Genomic DNA, 21,804 nt, shown 5'->3' on the forward strand with positions numbered 1-21,804 from the left:
CGTTGCTTGCCTTTCCTTGAATCCTTCTGCCTTCCTGGCCTGGCGGGCTACCCCGTCGAAGTGGTGCGCATTCTACAGTTCGACAGAAACAGATCAAGCGCTTTTTGCAAAAAACTTTCCGTTCGCGCAGATATTGAGCAAAACTTACTAAATAAGCTTGTTAAAGCGCATTCCACATCGCCTTAGTTGTTTAGTTGGCGTTATGTAAATTAATCGGTAACATAGCGTTGCCATATCATTTTTTAATTACATTTTAGGTAGTTACATGAAATCACCGGTTCTTCTTTATATAGTAATTGCAGGCATACTGGCCGTGCTCGGCTATTTCCTTCTGCCGGCACAAGCAGTAAATGCAAATCAGGCATTAGCTATCGGCTTGTTTATTAGCGGAATACTGACCCCACTGATAGCCAGCCAGTTCATGCGACAAGCACAGGCCACCACCAATGCAGATAATAACCAAGGTGACGATGCCAAGACTTTATATGTGGGTAATCTGCCATATCGGGTCAACGAGCAAGATGTGAAAGCCCACTTTGGAGTGCATGGTACCGTTATATCAGTAAGACTGATGAAAGACAGACGTACAGGTAAACGTAAGGGTTATGGTTTTGTGGAAATGTTGGGCGATGTCGAACAAATCGTCCGTACACTCAACGATACTGAGTTCCAGGATAGAACACTGAAAGTACGCATGGCCAAAGATAAGCAGGAAGAGTAGAAAACAAAAAAGGTCCGCAACGCGGACCTTTTTTATGCTTGCTGCCCCGGTTCTTTGGGCATAACAGGCTGGGACATAGGTAAGTTGTCCAGCAGCCGTTGATTAAAACTGTGAAATCTATTTATCGCCTGCAGCAGGTCTGGCGTATCGACTTCCAGCATTTGATTGACTAACCCCGTGATTAAGTTGTCATACGATGACGGGTCATATAGCTGTTGCTTAGTTTGCTCTACCACCTCAAGCATTCTTTCCAGGTAATGCGATACTGGCTTAGCGTAGCCTTCCATTTCTTTGAACTTATCATCCCCTAACTGAACAGCTTCATAAGTTTGGGTTACCTTGAATTGTTCCTGACGGCTCATTTGTAACGCATACCCGGTCAATTCAGTTTCATCAAATCCTAGCTTGAGTGCCTGCTCAAAAGCTTTCTCTACATCACCATTAAAGAATTCATCAGCCAGGTCTGCGGTCTTATCAACCAATTCACCTATAGCCCTGAGCTCATCTTCATCCAGTTCCCCTTCGACCGAGAACCCAAAGCCATTTTTCTCGTAGAACAATGCGTTCTGCTCAGCTCGGACAGCCAGGTTATTGGACTGGGAATCTCCAGCATGAGGTTTCTTATCCTCATCATTGGCCTCTGCCTCTTTCTCTGTCTGGCGCACTATCGTCAAATTGCGGTTCAATTCAAACTGCCGTAGCGCGTCAAAACTGATTCTGACTTCATCACCATCTCTGGTACGAATGGTCAGTTCGCTACTATCCTGACGGCTGTAACTCAAGGATTCAGAGTAATGAAGCGCCGACACCTCTTGCTCATCTTCCTCTTCCGAAGAACCAAAGATCTCTTTTTCCAGATCGCTGATCCCTTCTTCTATTAATTCCCGACTCTTCTTAATGCCATCGGCAATTTCGTCATTCATAAAGCCGGCCAAATCCTTTTCAGCCATTTGAATTCCCTTAAGCACACCGCTACGGGCCTGCTCAAACATCCCTGCCAGTTCTTCTTCTTCCATCCCCTTTGCCTGAGCGTGCCTTATGGCACCGCCAACAAAGCGCAAAACGTTCTTGGCAACTTCCTCAAAGTCAAACAGAGCGCTGTTGTCTGACTCAGGCTGACGTACAGGCAGGTTGGCTCGTTTATCATCAAGCACTAGACTTTGATTCAATGCGCCTGACAAAATCTTTAGGCCAATAATACGCCGCGACTCAGCCGAATTCGTTAAAGTGACTTCATTTGCTTGCTGATCCTTCGGTTGCCGAATCCCATTATCCTTGGATGGGCCATTTGGCTCCGAACGATCAACATGAGGCGCACGTTGTTCAAGCCGCGCCTTTAGTTCGCCTAGATTCATGTTGATATCCTCAATACCTCTCGACTTATTATCGACCAAAGATGCTCAACTTTTAGCCTACCCCAGCAAAAAGTTTACCTGAAAACCTCAAGCTATAATGCAGACAAGGTTTGCGCATCTATGTAAACACTTTACAATCTGCCGCCTTTACGTGGAGGTATCATGCGACCAACAGAAATAGATAGCCGTCAATATGAGGCCCAACTGGCAGAGAAAGCCGAAATATTGAGAAGCTTGTTCAAGCAACACGCTATGCCAGCGTTGGAGCTGTACCCATCCAATCCCCTCCACTATCGTATGCGTGCTGAATTCAGAGTCTGGCATGATGGTGAAGACCTCTACCATATAATGTTTGATAGCCAAACCAAGGAAAAATACCGGGTCGATCACTTTCCTCCGGCCAGCAAGCTTATCAATGAGGTGATGATTGATTTACTCGAACTGCTGAAACCCAACGACACACTCAGACGCAAGCTTTACCAGATCGACTACCTTAGCACCTTGAGCGGTGAAATACTGGTCACTTTGGTCTATCACAAGCCGCTTGATGAAGAATGGCAGCAAGAAGCACAAAAACTTCGCACCATCCTGCGTAACAAATACCAGCTAGATATAGTAGGACGAGCCCGCAAGCAAATGGTGCTCCTGGAACGCGACCATGTCATTGAAGCGTTGGACATAAACGGGCGCACTTATCAGTTTAAGCAAATAGAGAATAGCTTCACTCAGCCTAATGCCGGAGTGAACTGCCAGATGATTGGCTGGGCCCTTGATGCTACCAAGGATCTAAGCGCTGATCTGCTTGAGCTTTATTGTGGGTTAGGTAATTTTACGCTGCCTCTGGCACAAAACTTTGAACGGGTATTGGCCACTGAAATTTCCAAGGCATCGGTAGAAGCGGCCAATTACAACGCCAAACTGAACCAGATAGATAATGTCACTGTGATTCGGATTTCTAGTGAGGAATTTACCGAAGCACTACAAGGAAAACGCCAATTCAAACGTTTAGCAGGAATACAACTAGAAGCGTTTGATTGCCAAACCGTTTTAGTTGACCCTCCAAGAGCTGGGCTAGACCCAGATACCTGTAAGTTGGTCAGCCATTACCAAAATATTCTGTATATATCGTGCAATCCTCAAACCTTATTGGACAATCTTGAGACACTAGGGCAAACCCATGAAGTTACCCGCTTTGCCCTATTTGACCAGTTTCCTTACACCCACCATGCGGAATGTGGCGTCGTGCTCAAGAGAAAAGCCTGAACCTGTTACTTGCTTGCATAAAAGGCCGCCCCTCTGGCAATAAAGCGTAGCTGCTGATTAAGCCTTTGTGCATGTTCTTTCCGTTGTGCGACAGTGGCGTCGATAGCTTCGGCGCCGGCACTGAAAACCAACTTGACCATTGCTTCTGCTTGTAAACTCGCCAGTTGACGATTCAGCCCCGTGTGACTGGCAGTATAGTCGGTCAGCTCTTCGATGAAATGCTGGATCTCACGCAATACGGCTGCCCTGAAGGCAGGTGACGTGCCCGAATGCTCCCGGAGCAACAAGCGAAACTCATTGCTATTGGAGACGACAAACTCCATAAAAGTATTGACGGAAGTGCTAATGACCCCGCCCCCAGCATCAATTCTGGATCTGGCCTGACGCATAAGTTGTCTGAGAGCCAAGCCAGCTTCATCCACCAGCGTTAGCCCCAATTCATCAATATCTTTAAAATGGCGGTAAAAGGACGTTGGTGCTATGCCGGCAGCCCTGGCAACTTCACGCAAGCTAACACTGGACAAACTGCGCTGCTCATCTAACAAGTTAAACGCCGCATCTATAATAGCGCGGCGAGTTTTCTGTTTTTGCTGCTGACGGGTCATCATACTAACGGCAGGTTCAAAAGCATTTGAGTTTACCATTAATTTCGCCCTATCAAACTAGGTTGATTGTCAGCATTGGCTTGCCAAGACAACCTGAACTGGCTAAATTAGCGCACAACTGTACGCTCAAATTTTTTAACTGATGCAAAAACCCGCCTTGATTCTGACCAATGTATTGTTGTTTATCATTACCAGCCTGATCAGTCTGATATTGGTTCCCATGGAAGCTTACCTGCATGGCTTCGACGCTGTCGAGGTTGTGGCCTGTATTGTACTTATCTGGTTTTCGGGATTATCCATTACTGCGGGCTATCACAGACTGTGGTCACACAAGGCCTATGATGCTCATCCGTTTGTCAGGGTTATACTAGCAATCGGTGGCGCCCTGGCCCTGCAAAACAGCATCTTGCACTGGGCATCTGATCATAGAGTTCACCATAAGCACGTAGACAATAATGATAAGGATCCCTACTCGGCCGGTCTTGGCTTTTGGTATTCACATATTGGCTGGATGCTGCGCGAATACCAAGCGAGCCGTTATCACAATTACGATAATTGCCGGGATCTTCAGAAAGATAAGATTGTTATGTGGCAGCACAATCACTATCTGGCTATCACGCTTTCAGCCAACTTCGGCATCCCACTCTTACTCGGCTGGTTAAACGGCGATATCTGGGGCATGCTGCTGATTGCCGGAGTCCTGCGACTGGTAATCGTTCATCATGTCACATTCTTCATCAACTCACTGGCACATATATGGGGAAAACAAACCTATACCGACAAAAACAGTGCCAGAGATAATGGAATATTAGCCTTCTTCACCTTTGGTGAGGGCTATCATAACTTTCATCACATCTTTGAGTACGACTACAGAAATGGAGTGAAGTGGTGGCATTTCGATCCCACCAAATGGCTCATTCGCTTACTTTCCTGGTTTGGACTGACATATAGTCTACGACGCTGCCCTGAAGAGCGAATCGAAAAGGCCAGGGTTGAAATGCAACTTAAGAGAGCTCAACAGCAGATCGCCAGCCGACCCGACGCTCAGCTTCTCACCGAACGCGTACAGAACGAGTATGAGTTGTTGCTGCAGAAAATGTCTGACTACTACGCGGTCAAGAAGCAGCGTCTGGATGCCAAAAAGCGTGAACTGCTAGCCAATTATGAAAAACTGGAATTGGACTTCAAATATCAGGAGTTGAAGCAAACACTGGAATTAGCCAAACGTCGATGGCTGGAAGTCCATACCCTACGATTTGCATGAGACTAAAGTTGGCTTCCCTGGCAAAGGGAAGCCTTGCTTTCCACATCAATCTCGGTAAGGCTATGAATCTACTTCTGTTTGTCGGAGCCAGTCGTTGTCAGCCAGCACAATCAAGGGAAAAAAAGCCCAATCATCTTCATTTCAATTCGATGCCGTAGTTATCGGAACAGGCCCCGGCGGTGAAGGCGCCGCCATGCAATTGTCAAAGGCCGGTAAGCAGGTGGCCGTTATTGAACGACATGAGTCAGTTGGCGGCGGTTGCACTCATTGGGGAACCATCCCCTCGAAAGCGTTGAGGCACTCAGTTAGTCGACTTATCGAATACAATGCTAATCCCCTGTTCAATGATGCCGATCGCAGCCGCCACCTTACCTTCAGTGAAATACTCAAGCACGCTGGTTCCGTTATTCGTGAACAAAGCCGGCTGCGCGGCAGTTTCTACGATCGCAACGCGGTTAAAATTTTCCACGGCGAAGCGGCATTTGTTGATGCACATACGCTAAAAGTTACCAGAGAAGACGGCTCGATTGATCACATTACCGCCAAGCAGATGGTTATCGCTACAGGCTCTCGTCCTTATACCCCAGGCGATATCGATTTCTCGCACCCGCGCATCTACAACAGCGACTCTATCCTGTCGCTTAAACACGATCCTAAATCCATTATTATCTATGGTGCCGGCGTAATAGGTTCAGAGTATGCCAGTATTTTCAGAGGGTTAGGCGTCAAGGTCGATTTAGTTAACATGCGCGACCGTTTGCTTTCCTTTCTTGATGCTGAGATCTCTGATTCACTGAGTTACCACCTGTGGAATAACGGTGTGGTTATCCGCCACAACGAAACCTACGAAACTGTAGAAGGGCGTGACGACTCCGTGATCTTGCATTTAGCCTCGGGCAAAAAAATGCGTGCTGATTGTCTGCTTTTTGCCAATGGCCGCACAGGTAACACTGACATGTTGAATCTTAGCGCTTTGGGCATCAAGGCGGATTCACGAGGGCAAATCAGAGTAGATGAAAACTACAAGACCGAAGTGGACAACATTTATGCGGTAGGGGATGTCATTGGCTATCCCAGCCTAGCATCGGCGGCATATAACCAGGGCCGTTTCGCAGCCCAAGCCATGCTAAGCGGAACCTGCCCATCCAGCTTAGTAGAAGATATTCCCACCGGTATTTACACTATCCCCGAAATCAGTTCGGTGGGAAAAACAGAGCAAGAACTGACAGCAATGAAAGTGCCATATGAAGTTGGCAGAGCCCAGTTTAAACATCTGGCACGTGCACAGATAGCCAATACCCAGGTAGGCAGCCTGAAAATTTTGTTCCATCGTGAAAGTAAAGAAATACTGGGTATTCACTGCTTTGGCGAGCGCGCATCTGAGATTGTGCATATCGGGCAGGCCATCATGCAACAAAAAGGGGATGCGAATAGCATTGAGTATTTCATCAATACCACTTTTAACTACCCTACTATGGCAGAAGCATACCGGGTTGCGGCAATCAATGGATTAAATCGAATCTTCTAGCCAGGGTGCTATATGCCAAAAACAAAAAACCGGGCTTAGCCCGGTTTTTGTTTATCTATTAACCTTTACTTGCGGTTAGCGGCAAGTAAAGCTGCACCATCCAGCGCATCGCGGTGAGCTACCACTTCTATCAGATATTTTTCTGGATAGAATTTGACAGTCGCCATAACGTTTTCACTTTGCGATTCTGAACGCTGATAAATAGTCTGCTGTACATCTCGGTACTGCATATTCTGGTTGATTTTACTTTCAACGCAGTCGCTATTTATCGCCAGGGTATCACTAGCAACACAATCAAATAGCTTGTTTGACTGTTCTGCCGCTTGCACCATACTGCTTGCAGCTAATAATGAAATCAGGATTGTAGATTTACGCATAACAGACTCCTACAACAACTCAACTTAGAGCGTATATACATTTTTGCAGTTTTCTATCTTGAATGCAATTTATGCCAAGCACATTTTTATGACAATAATATGACAACCATTTAGGAAGAGGGGATCAGTGAAAGATAAAACCATCGCGCTATTACAGGAAGTACGGCAATGTCGCCTGTGTGAGCCAGCGTTGCCTTTGGGCGCCAATCCTGTGGTTAGAGGAACCCAGGAAGCAAGATTGATGATCATAGGCCAGGCTCCAGGCACTAAAGTACATCACAGTTCAATCCCCTGGAATGATGCGTCGGGTGAACGACTAAGAAACTGGCTGCAGCTACCTTCGGACAAATTTTATGACCAGAGCTTGGTGGCAATTATGCCAATGGGGTTCTGTTATCCTGGCAAAGGAAAAAGTGGCGACCTTCCTCCCAGAAAGGAATGTGCGCCAACCTGGCATAACGCTATACTGAATACCTTACCAGCACGCAGGTTGACACTGTTAATCGGCCAATATGCCCAGCAGTATTACCTTCAGGACAAAGTGACACTGACGACGCGTCTGCAAAACTATCGACAGTACCTGCCCGAGTATTTTGTGCTTCCCCACCCTTCACCACGAAATAATATCTGGTTAAAACGCCATCCTTGGTTCGAAGAAACGCTTTTGCCAGATCTTCGACAACGAGTCTCTTCGCTGTGGGAATCAGATTAACCTATGTCTAATTTCTGACCTGGTAATTATCCAAAAAGACCTGTAACTCGTCGAAGGGCATGGGTTTCGCGTATAAGAACCCCTGAGCTTCATCGCATCCCAAACGGAGCATGTAGCTAGCCTGTTCACGCTTTTCTACTCCTTCCGCAATGGTCTGCAATCCAAGCTTATTACCCAGGGTCACTATGGTTTCAGCAATAAATGCACTCTTGCCCGCATTGACCTCACTCACAAACGAGCGGTCGACTTTCAATCTGTCTAGCGGCAGTTTTTGTAGATAACTCATGGACGAAAAGCCGGTACCAAAATCATCGATAGCGATAGTGACACCAAACTCCTTAAGCGCTTTTAGCGAGTCCACCACGATTTGTGGCTCGTCCATCACAACACTTTCGGTGATCTCCAACTCCAGAGACTTGGGATCTATGCTGGTTTGAATCAGGCACTGTTTAACCAACGAGATAAACTGTGGGTCACGGAATTGCGGCATGGAGATATTCACAGCCACTCTCAGTTGCGGGAAGCCTCGTTCATGCAACAGCCTTAACTTATTGCACGCTTCTTCTAGTACCCAGGCACCAATATCAATAATCAACCCACTGTACTCAGCCAGGGGAACAAATACCGCGGGAGAAATGTAGCCACCTTCTTGAGCTGGCCAACGTAATAATGCCTCCATCCCAACTACGGATTCACTGACCAAATCCACCTGAGGTTGATACCAGAGCTCTAACTTTCGCTCGGCAAAGTCAGAACGAAGTTGCCGGATCATGCCCAGCCGCCAGGTTGTCTTCTCTTCCATTTCTGGCGCGTAGTACTCGTAATTGGCTGTCAGGCTTTTCTTAGCGCGATTTAACGCAATGTTGGACTGTTTGAGGATATTCAGACCATTATTTTCCTCATCCAGCAAACGACACAAGCCAACAGTGACGTTTACCGGCAAGGTATGATCGCCAGCCTTAAAAGGAGAGTTAAAAACATTGGTAATGTATTCAGGGCAAACCTTATTATCACGACCGATCAAGCCAAATACATCCGCACCAATTCGACCCATTTTTACTTCTGGGCCCATGGCACCTTGCAGTCGCTCTGCAATAGCAATCAATAATAAGTTACCCGCATCCTGGCCCAAGCCATCGTTAATATCAGAAAAGTGGTTCACATCCACCAGTGCAGCAACCTGGTTATCCAGCTCAAAACTGCTGTTCTGCATTTGATCCAGCATATTGATGAATTCGTTGCGATTGGGCAATTTGGTCAACATGTCCCGGAATGCAGCGTTACGGAGCTGGTGAAACAGGTTCACATTTTCATAGCCAACCGAGATGCTGGACATAAAGACTTCCAACAACTGACGATGCAGCACATTTATTGCAAAGCCTACCTGAACATACACTGCAGCCTCATACCCACTGCTGTTCATATACAAAACAGAAAAATCTTTTTCGTAGATGTGGTCTCTTTGTTTCAAGCACTTGGCCACTTGCTCGACAATTTTTTCGTCGTGGATGCTATCCAGACGTTCATTAATATAGGACGCAAAGGGACCAGCCGCCCCTAACACATAGACACTGTCGTCGTCTTTATCCAGCACTGAGCCAGCCCTGGCACATACCACTCCGCCAGCATCCAGCCCAATCAAGGAGCTGATTTGCGTCACTACGCCTTCGCAGAAGCCCTTGATAGAGTGCTCTTCCAACAGGTTAGCGGCCGATGCGATGATCTTCTCCAGTCCAACCCGACTTTGGTTAATGGTTAATATTTGTTGGTAAGAACGTAGAGAAGCGATGATAGTGGTGACAAGTTTGCTGCGAGTTAGCTCTGTTTTGGTTTTGTAATCATTGATGTCATATTCTTTAATCACACTTTCTTCTGGCGCATAACCGGGTTGCCCGGTTCGTAGAATAATCCTCGGCTCGTTAAGCAGTAGTTCTTCCCGCATACGCCTGGCTACCTGCAACCCGGCATCATCGGTTTCCATGACCACATCCAGCAGCACGATAGCGATTTCACTACCATGTTCACTGAGCACATTAAGAGCCTGCTCTCCTGAATAGGCATGCATAAAATTCAGGCGCCGACCATTCAGCACTAAATCCGCTAAAGCCAACCTTGTGACCGAGTGGATTTCTTCATCGTCATCAACAATAAGGACATTCCAAGCGTCGCTTGATTCTTGTTCATCTGCAGAAACTTCATCTTCTTCCAGAAAAATCAGCTCATCATTTTCGTAATTTATTTGACTCATCTGCCTTTCCGCGACCCGAACCAAGTGGCCAACTCATCCTCTCTTGACTAACAATATCCTAATATCCAAGAAAGAGAAACTTTAACCAAGGGGGAAGAAAGTATCTATCTGGGTGTTAAGGTTGGAAAAATTAGGAAGTGAAGAAGAAAAAATTTTAATTGGAGCTTAGAGCGTGTTGACCTTTTGAGTATAGATTTTGTTCAAATCCAGTCCCTTCTGGTCACGACGCCGGGCTGCAGGCTTAGTGGGCCTAAGTCAAAGCCCGGCAACACAGAGCAGGAGGGGCTGGGTTGTGACCCCTTCCGGCAGCGCTTGTGGGCCCTTTCTACGGCGTTTTACGAAATACCTCCTTGTATTTCGCCGAAGGCCAGCAAAGCTGTTCAAGTCCGTTCCATACGGACTTGTCACTCACTCATGTAGAATAACTACACCACGTTCGCTCTGCCTTGTATAAAGGGCCCACAAACTGCTGCAAAATCATACTCAAAAGGTCAACACGCTATAGGTAAACAACACAGACAACCATGTATAACTTAGCATCTACTGGCCAATCCCTGCTGTAGTCCCTATGATGACAAAGAATAACAGATGATGTGATTGGATAGAGTATGAATAAAATTGATCCTGCATCCAATGCGGCCCATATGGCACACATAACCACCAACACATCGTCAAAGCGTAAAGACCCTTCGACTTCTTCTGCACATCAACCTCAAGCGGCGTCATCAACGCTGAAAAACAAAATGCAGAACTGGTTTGCCCAGGCCGGTATCAGCCCACCAAATGCAACAGAGCTAGGATTGGATGCACAGCGCAAGGTGCAAAGACGTAAGATCATCCAACAGCAGCGCCAACTGCGTAACCTGGAGAGGATACTGTCACTCGCTTTAGAGTTTTCGCCCGCACAGGGACAAGAAGAAAACCTGGATCCCGACTGGTTTTTCAGCTTTATCAAGCTGGCCGAGGAGATCCACTCCCCTACCATGCAAGAGTTGTGGGCCAAGATTTTTGCCACAGAAATAGGCCAACCCGGCACATTCTCCCTTCGTAGCCTGAATATATTGCAACAGTTAACACAGCGTGATGCGCGGATATTTTCGCTGGCGGTCAGTTTAGCCAGCAGAAGGAGCGGCGATTACAGCCCAAGATTGCTGTTTGGTTATTACTATAAGCCCAGTTTGCTGTCGATGATGGGACTTAAACGCGGCGGCCAGCTGAACTTGGCGCAATTTGGTCTGACATACCCGGATTTACTGGCATTAATGGACTTAGGGCTGATTTATAACAGCGAAATAGAGTCTGGAGAACTAAGTACCCAAAAGCGCAACGAATGGCGGATTGGTGGGGAAACATTGCACATGACGCCGCGTAATCGCGGCACATTACTCAACTACTACAAATTTACCGCCGCAGGCGCCGAGTTATCCAGGCTGGTGCCCGTTAAAGCCCAGCCTGACTATATCAACATATTAAAGCGCACCTTTAACAGCGCATTTGATATTCACTAAAAAGATGCGTTAGGTTAAATACCATCCCCGAACTCATGTAACCCACACTCGCGCTTAAGACCAAAGAATCGGGTGTCCTCCTCCGTCATACCCGCCTCCAGCGGCCTTGATGTATGCCAGTCTCCAACAGACACATAACCTTGCTCCCACAGCGGATGATAAGGTAAGCCATTGTCCTGCAGGTAATAGTGCACGTCCTTATTACTCCAATCCAAAATAGGGAACACTTTGAAACGCCCCCCGGTTAGCTGTAAATAAGGCAACTTCTCTCGACTGCTGGACTGACTGCGACGCAAGCCAGAAAACCAGGTCCCCACCTCAAGCTCTTTTAAAGCGCGCTGCATAGGCTCCACTTTATTTAACTTGTTGTATGCCTCAATACCAGGCAGCCCCTGCTCCCACAGCTGGCCAAACTTGCGTTCCTGCCAAGCCGGTGACATATCTGCGCTGTAGACTTTCAGATTGAGGTTAAGGGTTTGGCTCAGCTCATCAATAAAGTCATAGGTTTCCGGAAACAAGTAACCAGTATCTGTCAGCACAACAGGAATATCAGGCTGTGCGTGGGTCACCAGATGCAACATCACGGCAGCTTGAATACCAAAGCTGGATGACAATACCGCCTGCCCAGGTAATTGTGTCAGCGCCCATTGCACCCGTTGCTGAGCCGTCATACCTTCCAATTGAAGGTTAATGTCAGCCAATTCTTCTCGGCTGATATCGGTACTCAAAGTAGACTGAGTTTTAAGTGCAGCATTAGTCATAAAAATCCTTAGCGGAATTTACCACCGGCTTAACCACACCAGCGCGAATCACAAAATCACCAAAACTTTCTTGTGTATGACGCTGAGCTGCCCATTGGCCAATCAGGTTATCCAGTTCCTGCATAATTTCCTGCTCGCTGATATTCTCGCGATACATTCTAGGAATGCGGGTACCAAAGCGATCCCCGCCCAGATGCAGGTTGTATTTGCCAGGGCCCTTACCCACCAAACCTATCTCTGCCAGCATGGCCCGGCCGCAACCGTTAGGGCAGCCGGTTACCCGAAAGACAATATGCTCTTCAGCCATACCATGCTTTGACAGGAGTTGCTCCAATTCAGTCACCGCGCCTGGTAAGTAGCGTTCAGCTTCGGCCATCGCCAAAGGACAGGTAGGTAATGCCACGCAAGCCATTGAGTTTTGACGTTGTACGGTAACATCCGGCTCAATTAAGCCATGCTCGCGGGCTATCTTTTCAATCTCAGCTTTTTGCTCTGGTGCAACACCGGCCACAATCAGGTTCTGATTCGCGGTTAAACGAAAATCGCCCTGATGAATTTTGGCTATTTCTGCACAGCCTGTTTTCAGTGGCTTGCCTGGAAAATCCAGAATACGGCCGTTTTCAATAAATAACGTCAGGTGATGTTTGCCATCCACACCTTCCACCCAGCCAAAGCGGTCACCACGACCAGTAAACTCATACGCACGACTTGGGGCAAAAGCGACACCCGCGCGTTTCTCAACCTCAGCCTTGAACGTTTCCACCCCCACTCGCTCAAGGGTGTACTTAGTTTTGGCATTCTTACGATCGCTTCTGTTACCCCAATCACGCTGCGTACTCACTACTGCTTCAGCCACAGCCAGGGTTTTATCCAAGGGGATAAAACCAAAATCGTCAGCTTTGCGCGGGAAAGTCGCCTTGTCACCATGGGTCATGGCCAAACCGCCACCCACCAGCACATTGAATCCAACGAGTTGGCCATTCTCGGCAATGGCTACAAAGTTCAAATCGTTAGCATGCACATCAACGTCATTTTGCGGCGGGATCACTACGGTAGTCTTAAACTTACGCGGCAAATAAGTGCTGCCCAAAATGGGTTCCTCATCTGTCGTTTCCAGCTTCTCTTCATTCAGCCAGATCTCAGCATAGGCGCGCGTCTTGGGTAGCAAGTGCTCACTGATTTTCACCGCCCACTCATAGGCTTGCTGATGAACCTCGGACTCCACAGGATTCGAGGTACACAGGACATTACGGTTCACATCTCCAGCGGTGGCAATAGAGTCAAGACCAATGCGATTGAGCATTTGGTGCATAGGCTTAATATCTGGCTTTAGCACACCATGGAATTGGAACGTCTGCCTTGTTGTCAAACGAATGCTGCCATACAAGGTGTGTTGCTCGGCAAACTCATCAATGGCCAACCATTGCTGAGGAGAAATAATGCCTCCCGGCAGACGACAGCGCAGCATCACATTGTGTAAGGGTTCCAACTTTTGTTTGGCACGTTCGGCACGAATATCTCGGTCATCTTGCTGATACATACCGTGGAAGCGAATCAACTGGAAATTGTCGCCGTTAAAGCCACCAGTCAAATCATCTTTAAGATCCTGCGCGATGGTACCGCGCAAGAAATTACTCTCCCGCTTGAGTCGCTCGTTGTCGGAAAGCTTTTGTTCCTGATTGTCACTCATTAGTACACATCTCTCTGATAGCGCTTCGCTTTGCGCAGGTCATTCAAATAAGTTTCGGCTTGTTCCGCGGTGAATCCGCCTTCTGCCGAGATAATCTTTAGCAAGGCATCATGAACGTCTTTGGCCATATGGTTAGCATCGCCACACACATACAGATGAGCGCCCTGCTGTAACCAGGCAAACACATCCTTGCCTTGTTCCAACAAACGATGCTGAACATAAATTTTCTCAGCCTGATCACGTGAAAACGCCAGACTAACTTTGTTTAGCAAGCCGTCTTTTACCCAACGCTGCCATTCCGTCTGATACAGGAAATCCTGGGTAAAATTCGGGTTACCGAAAAACAGCCAGTTTTTGCCTTCGGCTTCCTGCGCTTCACGCTCTTGCATAAAAGCACGGAAAGGCGCAATGCCGGTGCCAGGACCTACCATAATTACTGGTGTATTAGGGTCGGCCGGCAGCTTGAAGTTATCGTTGCTCTCCACAAAGACTTTCACAGCCTGGCCTTCTTCCAATCTGGAGGACAAGAATCCCGAGGCGCCACCTTGCCTGGTTTGGCCATCGTTTTCGTACTCCACCAAGCCGACGGTGAGATGTACTTCGTCCTCAACTTCTGACTGACTGGATGCAATGGAATACAGTCTCGGTGTGATAGGTCTTAGCAAAGCAGCCAATTGCTGCTCATCCAATTTGCCAGGATGGGCTTTAACAATATCCACTATCTGGTGGTTGGCCAGATAATCGCGCAAGACCCCTTTGTCTTCGATCAATTGGCGTAACGCCTCGCTTTGCACCAACTCAGCATAGCCTTTAACAAAGGTAGGATAGCTTTGGGTAAGCTCAAATTTGTCAACCAGTGCATCTTTGAGTGAAAGCTGCTCATCCCCGACCTTAACTTGAACTTCACCGTTCAAGTTAAGACTGTTTAACAATTCATCCACCAGCTTAGGATCATTACTGAACCAAACGCCCAACGCATCACCAGCCTGGTAACTCAGGCCCGAGCCTTCCAAAGAAATTTCTATATGGCGAATATCTTTTACCGAATTCCGGCCGGTAATCTTTTGTGATGTCAGTAACTCAGCAGTAAAAGGATTCTTCTTGCTGTAGTGATTTGCTTGCTGGCCAGCCAAGCTTAAGCCCGGCATAGCTACGACTTGCCCCTGATTGGCTGATTTCAATTCGTCTTTCAGCTGCTCGGTTAGGCTTTCACGCCAGGTTGTAACCTGGCCATCGTAGTCAACGTCACAGTCTACACGGTCAGTCAAACGCTCGGCGCCAAGCGCTGCCAAGCGTTCGTCAAAGTCCTTGGCTGTCTGACAGAAAAACTCATAGCTGCTGTCCCCTAGGCCTAGTACTGCATACTTAAGCTTTTGAAGTTTTGGCGCTTTTTTGCTGGCCAGAAACTCATGTAACTCGGCCGCATCATCAGGTGCTTCACCTTCACCATGAGTACTTACCACAATCACCAAATGAGTTTCATCTTTAAGACGCTTACTCTTAAAGTCAGCCATATTGAGTAATTCAACGCTCAGGCCTGCGGCTTCAGCAAATGCTTTGTACTCACTGGCAACACCTTTTGCATTCCCGGTCTGAGAGCCGTACAAAATAGTCAGCTTAGCCGCGGAAGCCGTTCCCACCGCTTGTGCCACTTGAGGTTGATGACCTTGAGCCAGCCCTGCTAGATAGCCGCTCACCCAGGTAAGTTGATTACCATTTAATGGCGCAATGGCCTGATGCAACGCTGACCACTGTGTATCGCTCAGGACTGAAACAGGCACGGATGCCTGAGATGTAGATGAAGACATAATTACGCTAATCCTATTCTCGTTGAGTGTAGGTTAGCGAGGTGGCTCAAGAACCGGAAAGAATTAAATCAAATTCGTTATTACGGAAAGTGATAAAATCAGTTTTTTATATAAAATTTTGTTGAACCTTCCCTGGTTCAATCAACACAAGAATCAAAAGTGCAGTTCTACACCGGCAAAAACGCCCTTGAACTCCATATCGGTATAAATGTCATCCATATCGTCCAGCTCGAGCAGGTAAACGCGATACCCCAGCTGCAAGGTCATATCCACGGCGATATTGTCCAGTAAACTATAGGTTACCGCGGCCTGATAGTCGTACAGCTTATTGTCATCCAAGGCCAGAAAGTTACCTTGTGCCTGTAGCGCCAATCCGGTTAACGGCATCCCGACTTCGACCTTTCCATAAAGCAGCGGCACGATACCAGAGAAACTCTGCTCGGTAATTTGGCTGCCAGCACTTGCCATCAGCACCCCATCCACATCCCGTCCAGTCAATCCGACATCCAAACTAAGGATATCGTTATCAAAGATTTCGTAATAAAGGGTGTAGTCAGTGCTATCCATATCCAGCGCACCATTGAGATCGGTACCAGCGGCAAAGCTCTCTCCTGCGAATGAAAAAGAAGAGCTTAGAAGGGAATTACCCTGTGTTTCGATATTCTGACGGCTGATTTTGATATTCGGGACCAGCGGGACAGGGTGTTCCAAAGCCACATAATAAGATGCTAAGGTTTTATCTTTAAAAGAAAAATCCGTCACCGATTGACTGTTAGCAAAGCCCCCTTCAGCTTCTGCTCGCCAGCCCTGCGCCCCAACATATAAACCCAGCAACGTATCTGCCTGGGCGGGCACTACAAAAGAAAAAAGGGCTAACGGCAATAACTTTTTCAACATGTTTTATCCTTGGCTAAGTAATTCATTAAGGTCGATAAGGGCCGCATCCGCACGCGAAATGTAGTTGGCCATAACCAGCGAGTGGTTAGCAACCAAACCAAAACCGCTACCATTGAGAATTATCGGGCTCCAAACAGTCTGTTGCGTGGCTTCTAACTCACGAATAATCTGCTGGAGGCTAACCGTAGCATTTTTCTTTTCCAGCACATCGGCAAAATCTACTTCCACCGCCTTAAGAAAATGCAGTAAGGCCCAACTGGCACCGCGCGCTTCATAAAACACATCATCCAGCTTCCACCAACTGGTCTTAAGATATTGAGAATTACGAGATGGCGTAGACTGGCGTGCATTTGGGTCGCCGGCCAGGTCGGTATTCAGTCGCTCCTGGCCAACGCTGGCACTGAGTTTTTGCGACAAGCTACCCAGGCGCTTTTCGGCCTGCTTCAACCAATCCCTCAGATTGTCAGCGCGGGCATAAAACTGAGCGCTATCATCCATTGGGCTGGCAAGCTTAGCCAGGTAGCGCTCCAGCGCTTCGATACCTTCACCGTATTCAGACTCTGCCGGAGGCAACAGCCAGTTACGGCTGTCGGTATTAAACTTTGGTTGGGCTACCAATAGATCCGGGTTTTCCATGGATTGAGACTGTGACCTACTAAGGTCTTTACGCATGGCCAGACTCAGATCCCGCACCATTTCCAGCACACCGTATTCCCAGGCGGGCATATTATCCATCATCACTGACGGGGGCATCACGTCATTGGATAAATACCCTCCGGGTTTGTCCAATAAGGTTCGACTGACCCTAACCAAAGTGGCAGTAGTGACATAGCCCGGAACAAGTTGCACACCTTTTTGCTGGGCATCATTTTGCGCATGGACTTTCACATCAAAGGTGTCAGGTTCACCACTCCAATACACCGCCAGCAAATAAAACAACACCAGCAACACTGTCATTGCCAGCAATAAGGTTCTTGTACTCAAATACTGTCTCATGGGTACTCCCAATAAGGTAATTAATGATGGTGGTGAGAGTGATCGACTTCAGGCATTGCCGCTCGAACCACTGCACTGACTTTAATCTGTTCACCATCGGCAAACATTAGAGTAAAGGGAACCTGTTGGCCTTCTTTAAGCGGTGTTTGTAAACCGAACAACATCAAATGCAAACCACCGGGCTGAAAGGTAAGTGTCTGACCTGCTGGCACAACCACTTGCTGCTGATGAACCATCTTCATCATGCCATTGATCATTTGGTGATCATGTAGTTCTGCCTTTTTCACTGCATCACAGCTAGCCCCAACTAACACCCGCTCTTCAGCACCCGTATTGGTTAACGAGAAATAACCGGCGGTATTGGGTACTCCTGGGGGTAGCAAGCGCACCATAGCGTTATCGACTTTAACCTCACCAAACGCAAGGGTAGAAACACCGAAAAGCAAGACTGTTAACATGAAACGCATGCAGCAACTCCTGTTGAGATTATATGAGTTTAATCCTTCATTCTCGGGAATTATTCAGGAATTCTGTGCGAATGCCAATGACCCAGCGCATGAATCGCCGGGTCAGCAGGCTAAACTTGATCTGTGGTTTTTGCGTCACGCACCAGCCATACGATGATCAGGACGCCCAGCAAAGCAGGCCAAAGTGCCCCAATTCCGGCAATAAGCAGCGCGCCAAGTACACAAATGAACACAAAGGCCATAGCCCCTATAAGGCTAACGGCTAACATCAGGCCTAGTACGATAAATGTAATTGCCAATAACACGCCGCCGACCAGGGTCACAGCAGGAGACATTAGATCATCATCCAGATATAGATGAACATGTCCCCAAGAGTCCGCCACCATGCCCAAACAATATACCAGCAAGGTGGCAATCAAAACGGCGATAATTAAATTCTTAAACATGGGTTACCCCTTATCGAGCCGGTAGTACCATTGCTGCAATGATGTAAGCCACCAGCACCACCACTGGCAGGTGAAAGAAAATCACCAGCGCAGCCAAACGTATTAACCAAGGTTCCGTTCCCCAATGCCTGGCCAAGCCTGCACACACACCTGACACTTTGGCGCGGATCTTATCTTTACGAATGCGTTGATCGTCATACAAAATTGTCATGTTCTTCTCCTGTTAAAATCCGCAAGATAGGCGGGGGCAAGGCCCCCTTAAGCTACCTTCTTGTGTAACTTCTGCTTCAGCGCATCCAGCTCGGCCTGCATTTTTTCGTCGGCCTCCAACTGTGCAAACTGAGCATGCAAGCCAGGCTGACCGGCGGTCAGATCATAGGCCTCCAATTGCGCTTCAAGCTGCTCAACACGATGTTCGTAATGATCAAAGCGTTGCATGACCTGCTCTACCTTGTGTGTATCATTGCTAACTTTGACCTTCAGCCTGGCCGCCACCGACTCCTCTCGCATAAGCAAGGTTTTCTGTTTAGTGCGGGCCTCGCTTAGCTTCTCCTGTAGACGCACACTGTCTTGCTGCAATTGTTCCAAGGCCTCCTCGGCCTGCTGAAGCTCAGCGGCCAGTTGCAACGCTTGCTGTTCAAGCTTGTGCTTCTCTGTAAGGGCCAGTTTGGCAAGATCTTCTCGTTCTTTACCTAAGGCCATTTCGGCTTTGCTCTGCCATTCCAGAGCCTGCAGATTCAACCGTTCAATCTTACGCTGCAGATCTTTCTTAGCCGCTAGGTTACGGGCCGCAATGGCACGCAGTTCGACTAAGGTTTCCTCCATTTCCTGCACAATCAGACGGATAACCTTTTTCGGATCCTCGGCCTTATCTAACAGGGCATTCAGGTTCGCTTGTACAATGTCATTCATTCTTGAAAAGACACCCATTTCACTTCCTCCACGCTTATTGCCCTCAGTCATCGGGCTATCACTAAATCACTCGTAATAGCTATTACAAGCCTTGTGCCAACTCTCAAGAAACGACTATCACATTGTTTTAATTGATTTTTTTAAAACCATAAACCTGCACCGGAATTAGACTTTATCTTCTCTTAGTTATAATTTGGTCAAATCGACTATACCAATAGCTAATTTAACCAACTCATACGATTGAAGGGTGTTTAGTGGCTTATTGCGGGCTAACAAGCAATCCGTTTACAGCGCGACGAAAGCGCATTTCTGAAGTACGAGAAGGGTTTTACTCTGTGCCAATGGGAGCTGGGAACTGGGAACTGGGAACTGGGAACTGGGAGCTGGGAGCTGGGAGCTGGGAGCTGGGAGCTGGGAGCTGGGAGCTGGGAGCTGGGAGCTGGGAGCTGGGAGCTGGGAGCTGGGAGCTGGGAGCTGGGAGCTGGGAGCTGGGAGCTGGGATAGCGTAATAAAAAGGTAGCTCAAGAAAAACGAAAAGACGGTCTTACCACTTAGTGACCGTCTTGGGGTGAAAAGGTTGGCGGCTTAACCAGCAAACGTTCGACGTAGCTAAATACTAACGCACCAACCAAAAATGCCATTAAAGGTATCAGCAGCAAACTGAGCAAATGCATCTGATCCAACATAGGCTTACTCGGCTTGTTTAGCTGGTTCAGGTTGCACCTTTTCACTGCGCTCAACCAACTGCACTGCCTGACCCTCATCCTCTTGCAGAGTCAATGCATCAGCCGCTTTGCTAACAGCCTCTTTGACGCTATTGGCCATTTCCTGAGAAGTCGCGCTAACGGCCGAGCTAAGTATGTTAGATACAAGCTCCTGCATGGATACTTCGGCTGTCTGTGCAGAGGCACTCATAGAGGAAACCAACAACACAGCTGCGGTAGTAAGTTTCATTTTGTTAAACATAAAATTCTCCAAATCGGTTCATGTGTTAAGTCGCAATAACTGACGGAATAGTTGTTGCGAGACACATGCCAACTCGAGAAAAAAACATAACAACATGAAAAATATAAGTTTTTTTATTTTAGACCAGCGAATGGCAGCTAGCTCAAAAATAAAGCAGCCCACTAAATAGTTATAATCACAATTTAGTGGTCAAATACACCAAATCGTATTACTCACGTCCCTTCATACCTGCCTGACGGGCTTCCAACGCATCCAATAGCAAGCCGCCGTCTACCGCTTTTGTGCCGTTTTCACTCAAATAGCGTCGCCAAATTCGACCACCAGGCTGCCCCTGAAAGATACCCAACATATGTCGGGCGACATGCCAGACCCTTGCGCCCTTAGCAACCTGCTCATTCACATAAGGCACCATAGCTTCGATTACACTTTCACGCTCAGGCACACCATGCTGATCGCCATAAAATTCGCTATCTACCGAGGCAAACATATAAGGATTGGCATAAGCTTCCCGGCCAATCATCACGCCATCCTGATAACTAAGGTGTTGTTTAGCCTCTTCAAGGGTTTTGACCCCGCCGTTGATCGTCAGGTGCAGGTGAGGGAAATGCTCTTTCAGCAGATATACCCTGTCGTACATTAACGGTGGGATTTCACGGTTCTCTTTGGGGCTGAGTCCTTGCAACCAGGCTTTTCTGGCATGAATAATAAAAGTATCACACCCCGCATCGGCAACCCGACGAATAAAGTCGTCCAAATGGGCGTATTCATCCATATCATCTATACCAATGCGGCATTTCACCGTTACCGGCACATTGACAGCGTCCTGCATAGCGGAGACACAAGCTGCAACCGTTTCTGGTTCTGCCATTAAACAAGCGCCAAAACGACCATTTTTCACCCTATCGGAAGGACACCCCACATTGATGTTAATTTCATCGTATCCCTGCTCCTCAGCTCGTCTGGCGCACTCGGCCATGTCGGCTGGGTTCGAGCCGCCCAGCTGCAGAGCGACAGGATGTTCGTCGCAGTTAAAGCCAAGGTAATCGCCCTTGCCAAACAAAATCGCTCCGGTTGTCACCATTTCTGTGTACAGCAAGGTGTGTCGGGTAATACGCCGCATAAAATAGCGGTAATGACGATCCGTCCAATCGAGCATGGGCGCTATGGAAATTCGACGGTTGAAAGAAATATCAGCCATGAGAGACTTTAACCCTTAAATAACAACAGCTTACCTTTTCTTTCTGGCAAAACTGGAAGAATACAAACGGCGGCTTTTGGCA

At 47.7% G+C, this 21,804-nt stretch carries 23 protein-coding genes; 7 read left to right on the forward strand and 16 right to left on the reverse strand.

Annotated features, from left to right (window positions below; translation table 11 throughout):
* Positions 1–186, forward strand: a 186-nt coding sequence (locus tag IEX02_RS20440) for a hypothetical protein (RefSeq protein WP_229702311.1), incomplete at its 5' end; no start/stop codon positions are given.
* Positions 187–265: 79 nt separating this feature from the next.
* On the forward strand, positions 266–721 hold the full coding sequence (locus IEX02_RS19895) for an RNA recognition motif domain-containing protein (protein ID WP_188699221.1): 456 nt from the start codon (positions 266–268) through the stop codon (positions 719–721).
* Between the two features lie 32 nt (positions 722–753).
* Here IEX02_RS19895 and IEX02_RS19900 read toward each other — a convergent pair whose 3' ends face one another.
* Positions 754–2,076, reverse strand: a complete 1,323-nt coding sequence (locus tag IEX02_RS19900; protein WP_188699222.1) for a DUF5610 domain-containing protein — start codon at positions 2,074–2,076, stop codon at positions 754–756.
* Between the two features lie 162 nt (positions 2,077–2,238).
* Here IEX02_RS19900 and trmA point away from each other — a divergent pair, with 162 nt between their 5' ends.
* Entirely contained in the window at positions 2,239–3,339 is a 1,101-nt protein-coding gene (gene trmA, locus IEX02_RS19905) for a tRNA (uridine(54)-C5)-methyltransferase TrmA (protein WP_188699223.1), read from the forward strand.
* A 5-nt stretch (positions 3,340–3,344) separates the two neighbouring features.
* On the opposite strand, the gene fabR is transcribed toward trmA, so the two are convergent.
* Positions 3,345–3,944 (reverse strand): HTH-type transcriptional repressor FabR, encoded by a 600-nt coding sequence (gene fabR / locus IEX02_RS19910; protein WP_188699264.1) that lies wholly within the window; start codon positions 3,942–3,944, stop codon positions 3,345–3,347.
* A gap of 142 nt (positions 3,945–4,086) precedes the next feature.
* Between fabR and IEX02_RS19915 the strand changes: the two genes are divergently transcribed.
* Positions 4,087–5,208 carry an acyl-CoA desaturase gene (locus IEX02_RS19915; protein ID WP_188699224.1) on the forward strand — a complete coding sequence of 374 codons (1,122 nt, stop codon included), beginning with the start codon at positions 4,087–4,089 and terminating at the stop codon, positions 5,206–5,208.
* Between the two features lie 109 nt (positions 5,209–5,317).
* On the forward strand, positions 5,318–6,736 hold the full coding sequence (gene sthA, locus IEX02_RS19920; protein WP_188699265.1) for a Si-specific NAD(P)(+) transhydrogenase: 1,419 nt from the start codon (positions 5,318–5,320) through the stop codon (positions 6,734–6,736).
* 65 nt (positions 6,737–6,801) lie between these two features.
* On the opposite strand, the gene IEX02_RS19925 is transcribed toward sthA, so the two are convergent.
* A complete protein-coding gene (locus IEX02_RS19925; RefSeq protein WP_188699225.1) occupies positions 6,802–7,113 on the reverse strand; it encodes a hypothetical protein in 312 nt (103 codons plus the stop codon).
* 127 nt (positions 7,114–7,240) lie between these two features.
* On the opposite strand from IEX02_RS19925, the gene IEX02_RS19930 reads away from it, so the two are divergent.
* Positions 7,241–7,825 (forward strand): uracil-DNA glycosylase family protein, encoded by a 585-nt coding sequence (locus IEX02_RS19930; RefSeq protein WP_188699226.1) that lies wholly within the window; start codon positions 7,241–7,243, stop codon positions 7,823–7,825.
* A gap of 7 nt (positions 7,826–7,832) precedes the next feature.
* Here the strand turns inward: IEX02_RS19930 and IEX02_RS19935 are convergent, their stop codons facing one another.
* Entirely contained in the window at positions 7,833–10,073 is a 2,241-nt protein-coding gene (locus tag IEX02_RS19935; protein WP_188699227.1) for a bifunctional diguanylate cyclase/phosphodiesterase, read from the reverse strand.
* 608 nt (positions 10,074–10,681) lie between these two features.
* Here IEX02_RS19935 and IEX02_RS19940 point away from each other — a divergent pair.
* Positions 10,682–11,581: a TIGR03899 family protein gene (locus tag IEX02_RS19940; protein ID WP_188699228.1), complete on the forward strand. Its 900-nt coding sequence runs from the start codon at positions 10,682–10,684 to the stop codon at positions 11,579–11,581.
* A gap of 14 nt (positions 11,582–11,595) precedes the next feature.
* On the opposite strand, the gene IEX02_RS19945 is transcribed toward IEX02_RS19940, so the two are convergent.
* The 12 genes from IEX02_RS19945 to dusA all read right to left on the reverse strand — a co-directional run bounded on the left by IEX02_RS19945 (position 11,596) and on the right by dusA (position 21,722).
* Positions 11,596–12,342: a phosphoadenylyl-sulfate reductase gene (locus IEX02_RS19945; protein WP_188699229.1), complete on the reverse strand. Its 747-nt coding sequence runs from the start codon at positions 12,340–12,342 to the stop codon at positions 11,596–11,598.
* Positions 12,335–14,032, reverse strand: a complete 1,698-nt coding sequence (gene cysI / locus IEX02_RS19950; RefSeq protein ID WP_188699230.1) for an assimilatory sulfite reductase (NADPH) hemoprotein subunit — start codon at positions 14,030–14,032, stop codon at positions 12,335–12,337. Before cysI ends, IEX02_RS19945 begins: the two co-directional genes overlap by 8 nt.
* On the reverse strand, positions 14,032–15,840 hold the full coding sequence (locus tag IEX02_RS19955; RefSeq protein ID WP_188699231.1) for an assimilatory sulfite reductase (NADPH) flavoprotein subunit: 1,809 nt from the start codon (positions 15,838–15,840) through the stop codon (positions 14,032–14,034). The genes cysI and IEX02_RS19955 overlap by 1 nt, the downstream gene beginning before the upstream one ends.
* 153 nt (positions 15,841–15,993) lie before the next feature.
* Positions 15,994–16,737, reverse strand: a complete 744-nt coding sequence (locus IEX02_RS19960; RefSeq protein WP_188699232.1) for a TIGR04219 family outer membrane beta-barrel protein — start codon at positions 16,735–16,737, stop codon at positions 15,994–15,996.
* A 3-nt stretch (positions 16,738–16,740) separates the two neighbouring features.
* Positions 16,741–17,733, reverse strand: a complete 993-nt coding sequence (locus IEX02_RS19965; protein WP_188699233.1) for a DUF2333 family protein — start codon at positions 17,731–17,733, stop codon at positions 16,741–16,743.
* Between the two features lie 20 nt (positions 17,734–17,753).
* Positions 17,754–18,200, reverse strand: a complete 447-nt coding sequence (locus IEX02_RS19970; protein WP_188699234.1) for a copper chaperone PCu(A)C — start codon at positions 18,198–18,200, stop codon at positions 17,754–17,756.
* A gap of 110 nt (positions 18,201–18,310) precedes the next feature.
* Complete coding sequence (locus tag IEX02_RS19975) at positions 18,311–18,646, reverse strand: hypothetical protein (RefSeq protein WP_188699235.1); 336 nt, start codon at positions 18,644–18,646, stop codon at positions 18,311–18,313.
* Positions 18,647–18,656: 10 nt separating this feature from the next.
* The gene (locus IEX02_RS19980; protein ID WP_188699236.1) at positions 18,657–18,857 is read right to left on the reverse strand and encodes a PspC domain-containing protein; all 201 of its coding nucleotides are present in this window, start codon (positions 18,855–18,857) and stop codon (positions 18,657–18,659) included.
* 47 nt (positions 18,858–18,904) lie between these two features.
* Positions 18,905–19,609 carry a phage shock protein PspA gene (gene pspA / locus IEX02_RS19985; protein ID WP_308422512.1) on the reverse strand — a complete coding sequence of 235 codons (705 nt, stop codon included), beginning with the start codon at positions 19,607–19,609 and terminating at the stop codon, positions 18,905–18,907.
* A 500-nt stretch (positions 19,610–20,109) separates the two neighbouring features.
* On the reverse strand, positions 20,110–20,244 hold the full coding sequence (locus IEX02_RS20510; RefSeq protein ID WP_268237446.1) for a hypothetical protein: 135 nt from the start codon (positions 20,242–20,244) through the stop codon (positions 20,110–20,112).
* A 4-nt stretch (positions 20,245–20,248) separates the two neighbouring features.
* Positions 20,249–20,524 carry a hypothetical protein gene (locus IEX02_RS19990; protein ID WP_188699238.1) on the reverse strand — a complete coding sequence of 92 codons (276 nt, stop codon included), beginning with the start codon at positions 20,522–20,524 and terminating at the stop codon, positions 20,249–20,251.
* A 208-nt stretch (positions 20,525–20,732) separates the two neighbouring features.
* Positions 20,733–21,722 carry a tRNA dihydrouridine(20/20a) synthase DusA gene (gene dusA / locus IEX02_RS19995; RefSeq protein WP_188699239.1) on the reverse strand — a complete coding sequence of 330 codons (990 nt, stop codon included), beginning with the start codon at positions 21,720–21,722 and terminating at the stop codon, positions 20,733–20,735.
* Positions 21,723–21,804 lie beyond the last annotated feature (82 nt).

The organism is Bowmanella pacifica (assembly GCF_014645355.1).
Taxonomy (GTDB): domain Bacteria; phylum Pseudomonadota; class Gammaproteobacteria; order Enterobacterales; family Alteromonadaceae; genus Bowmanella; species Bowmanella pacifica.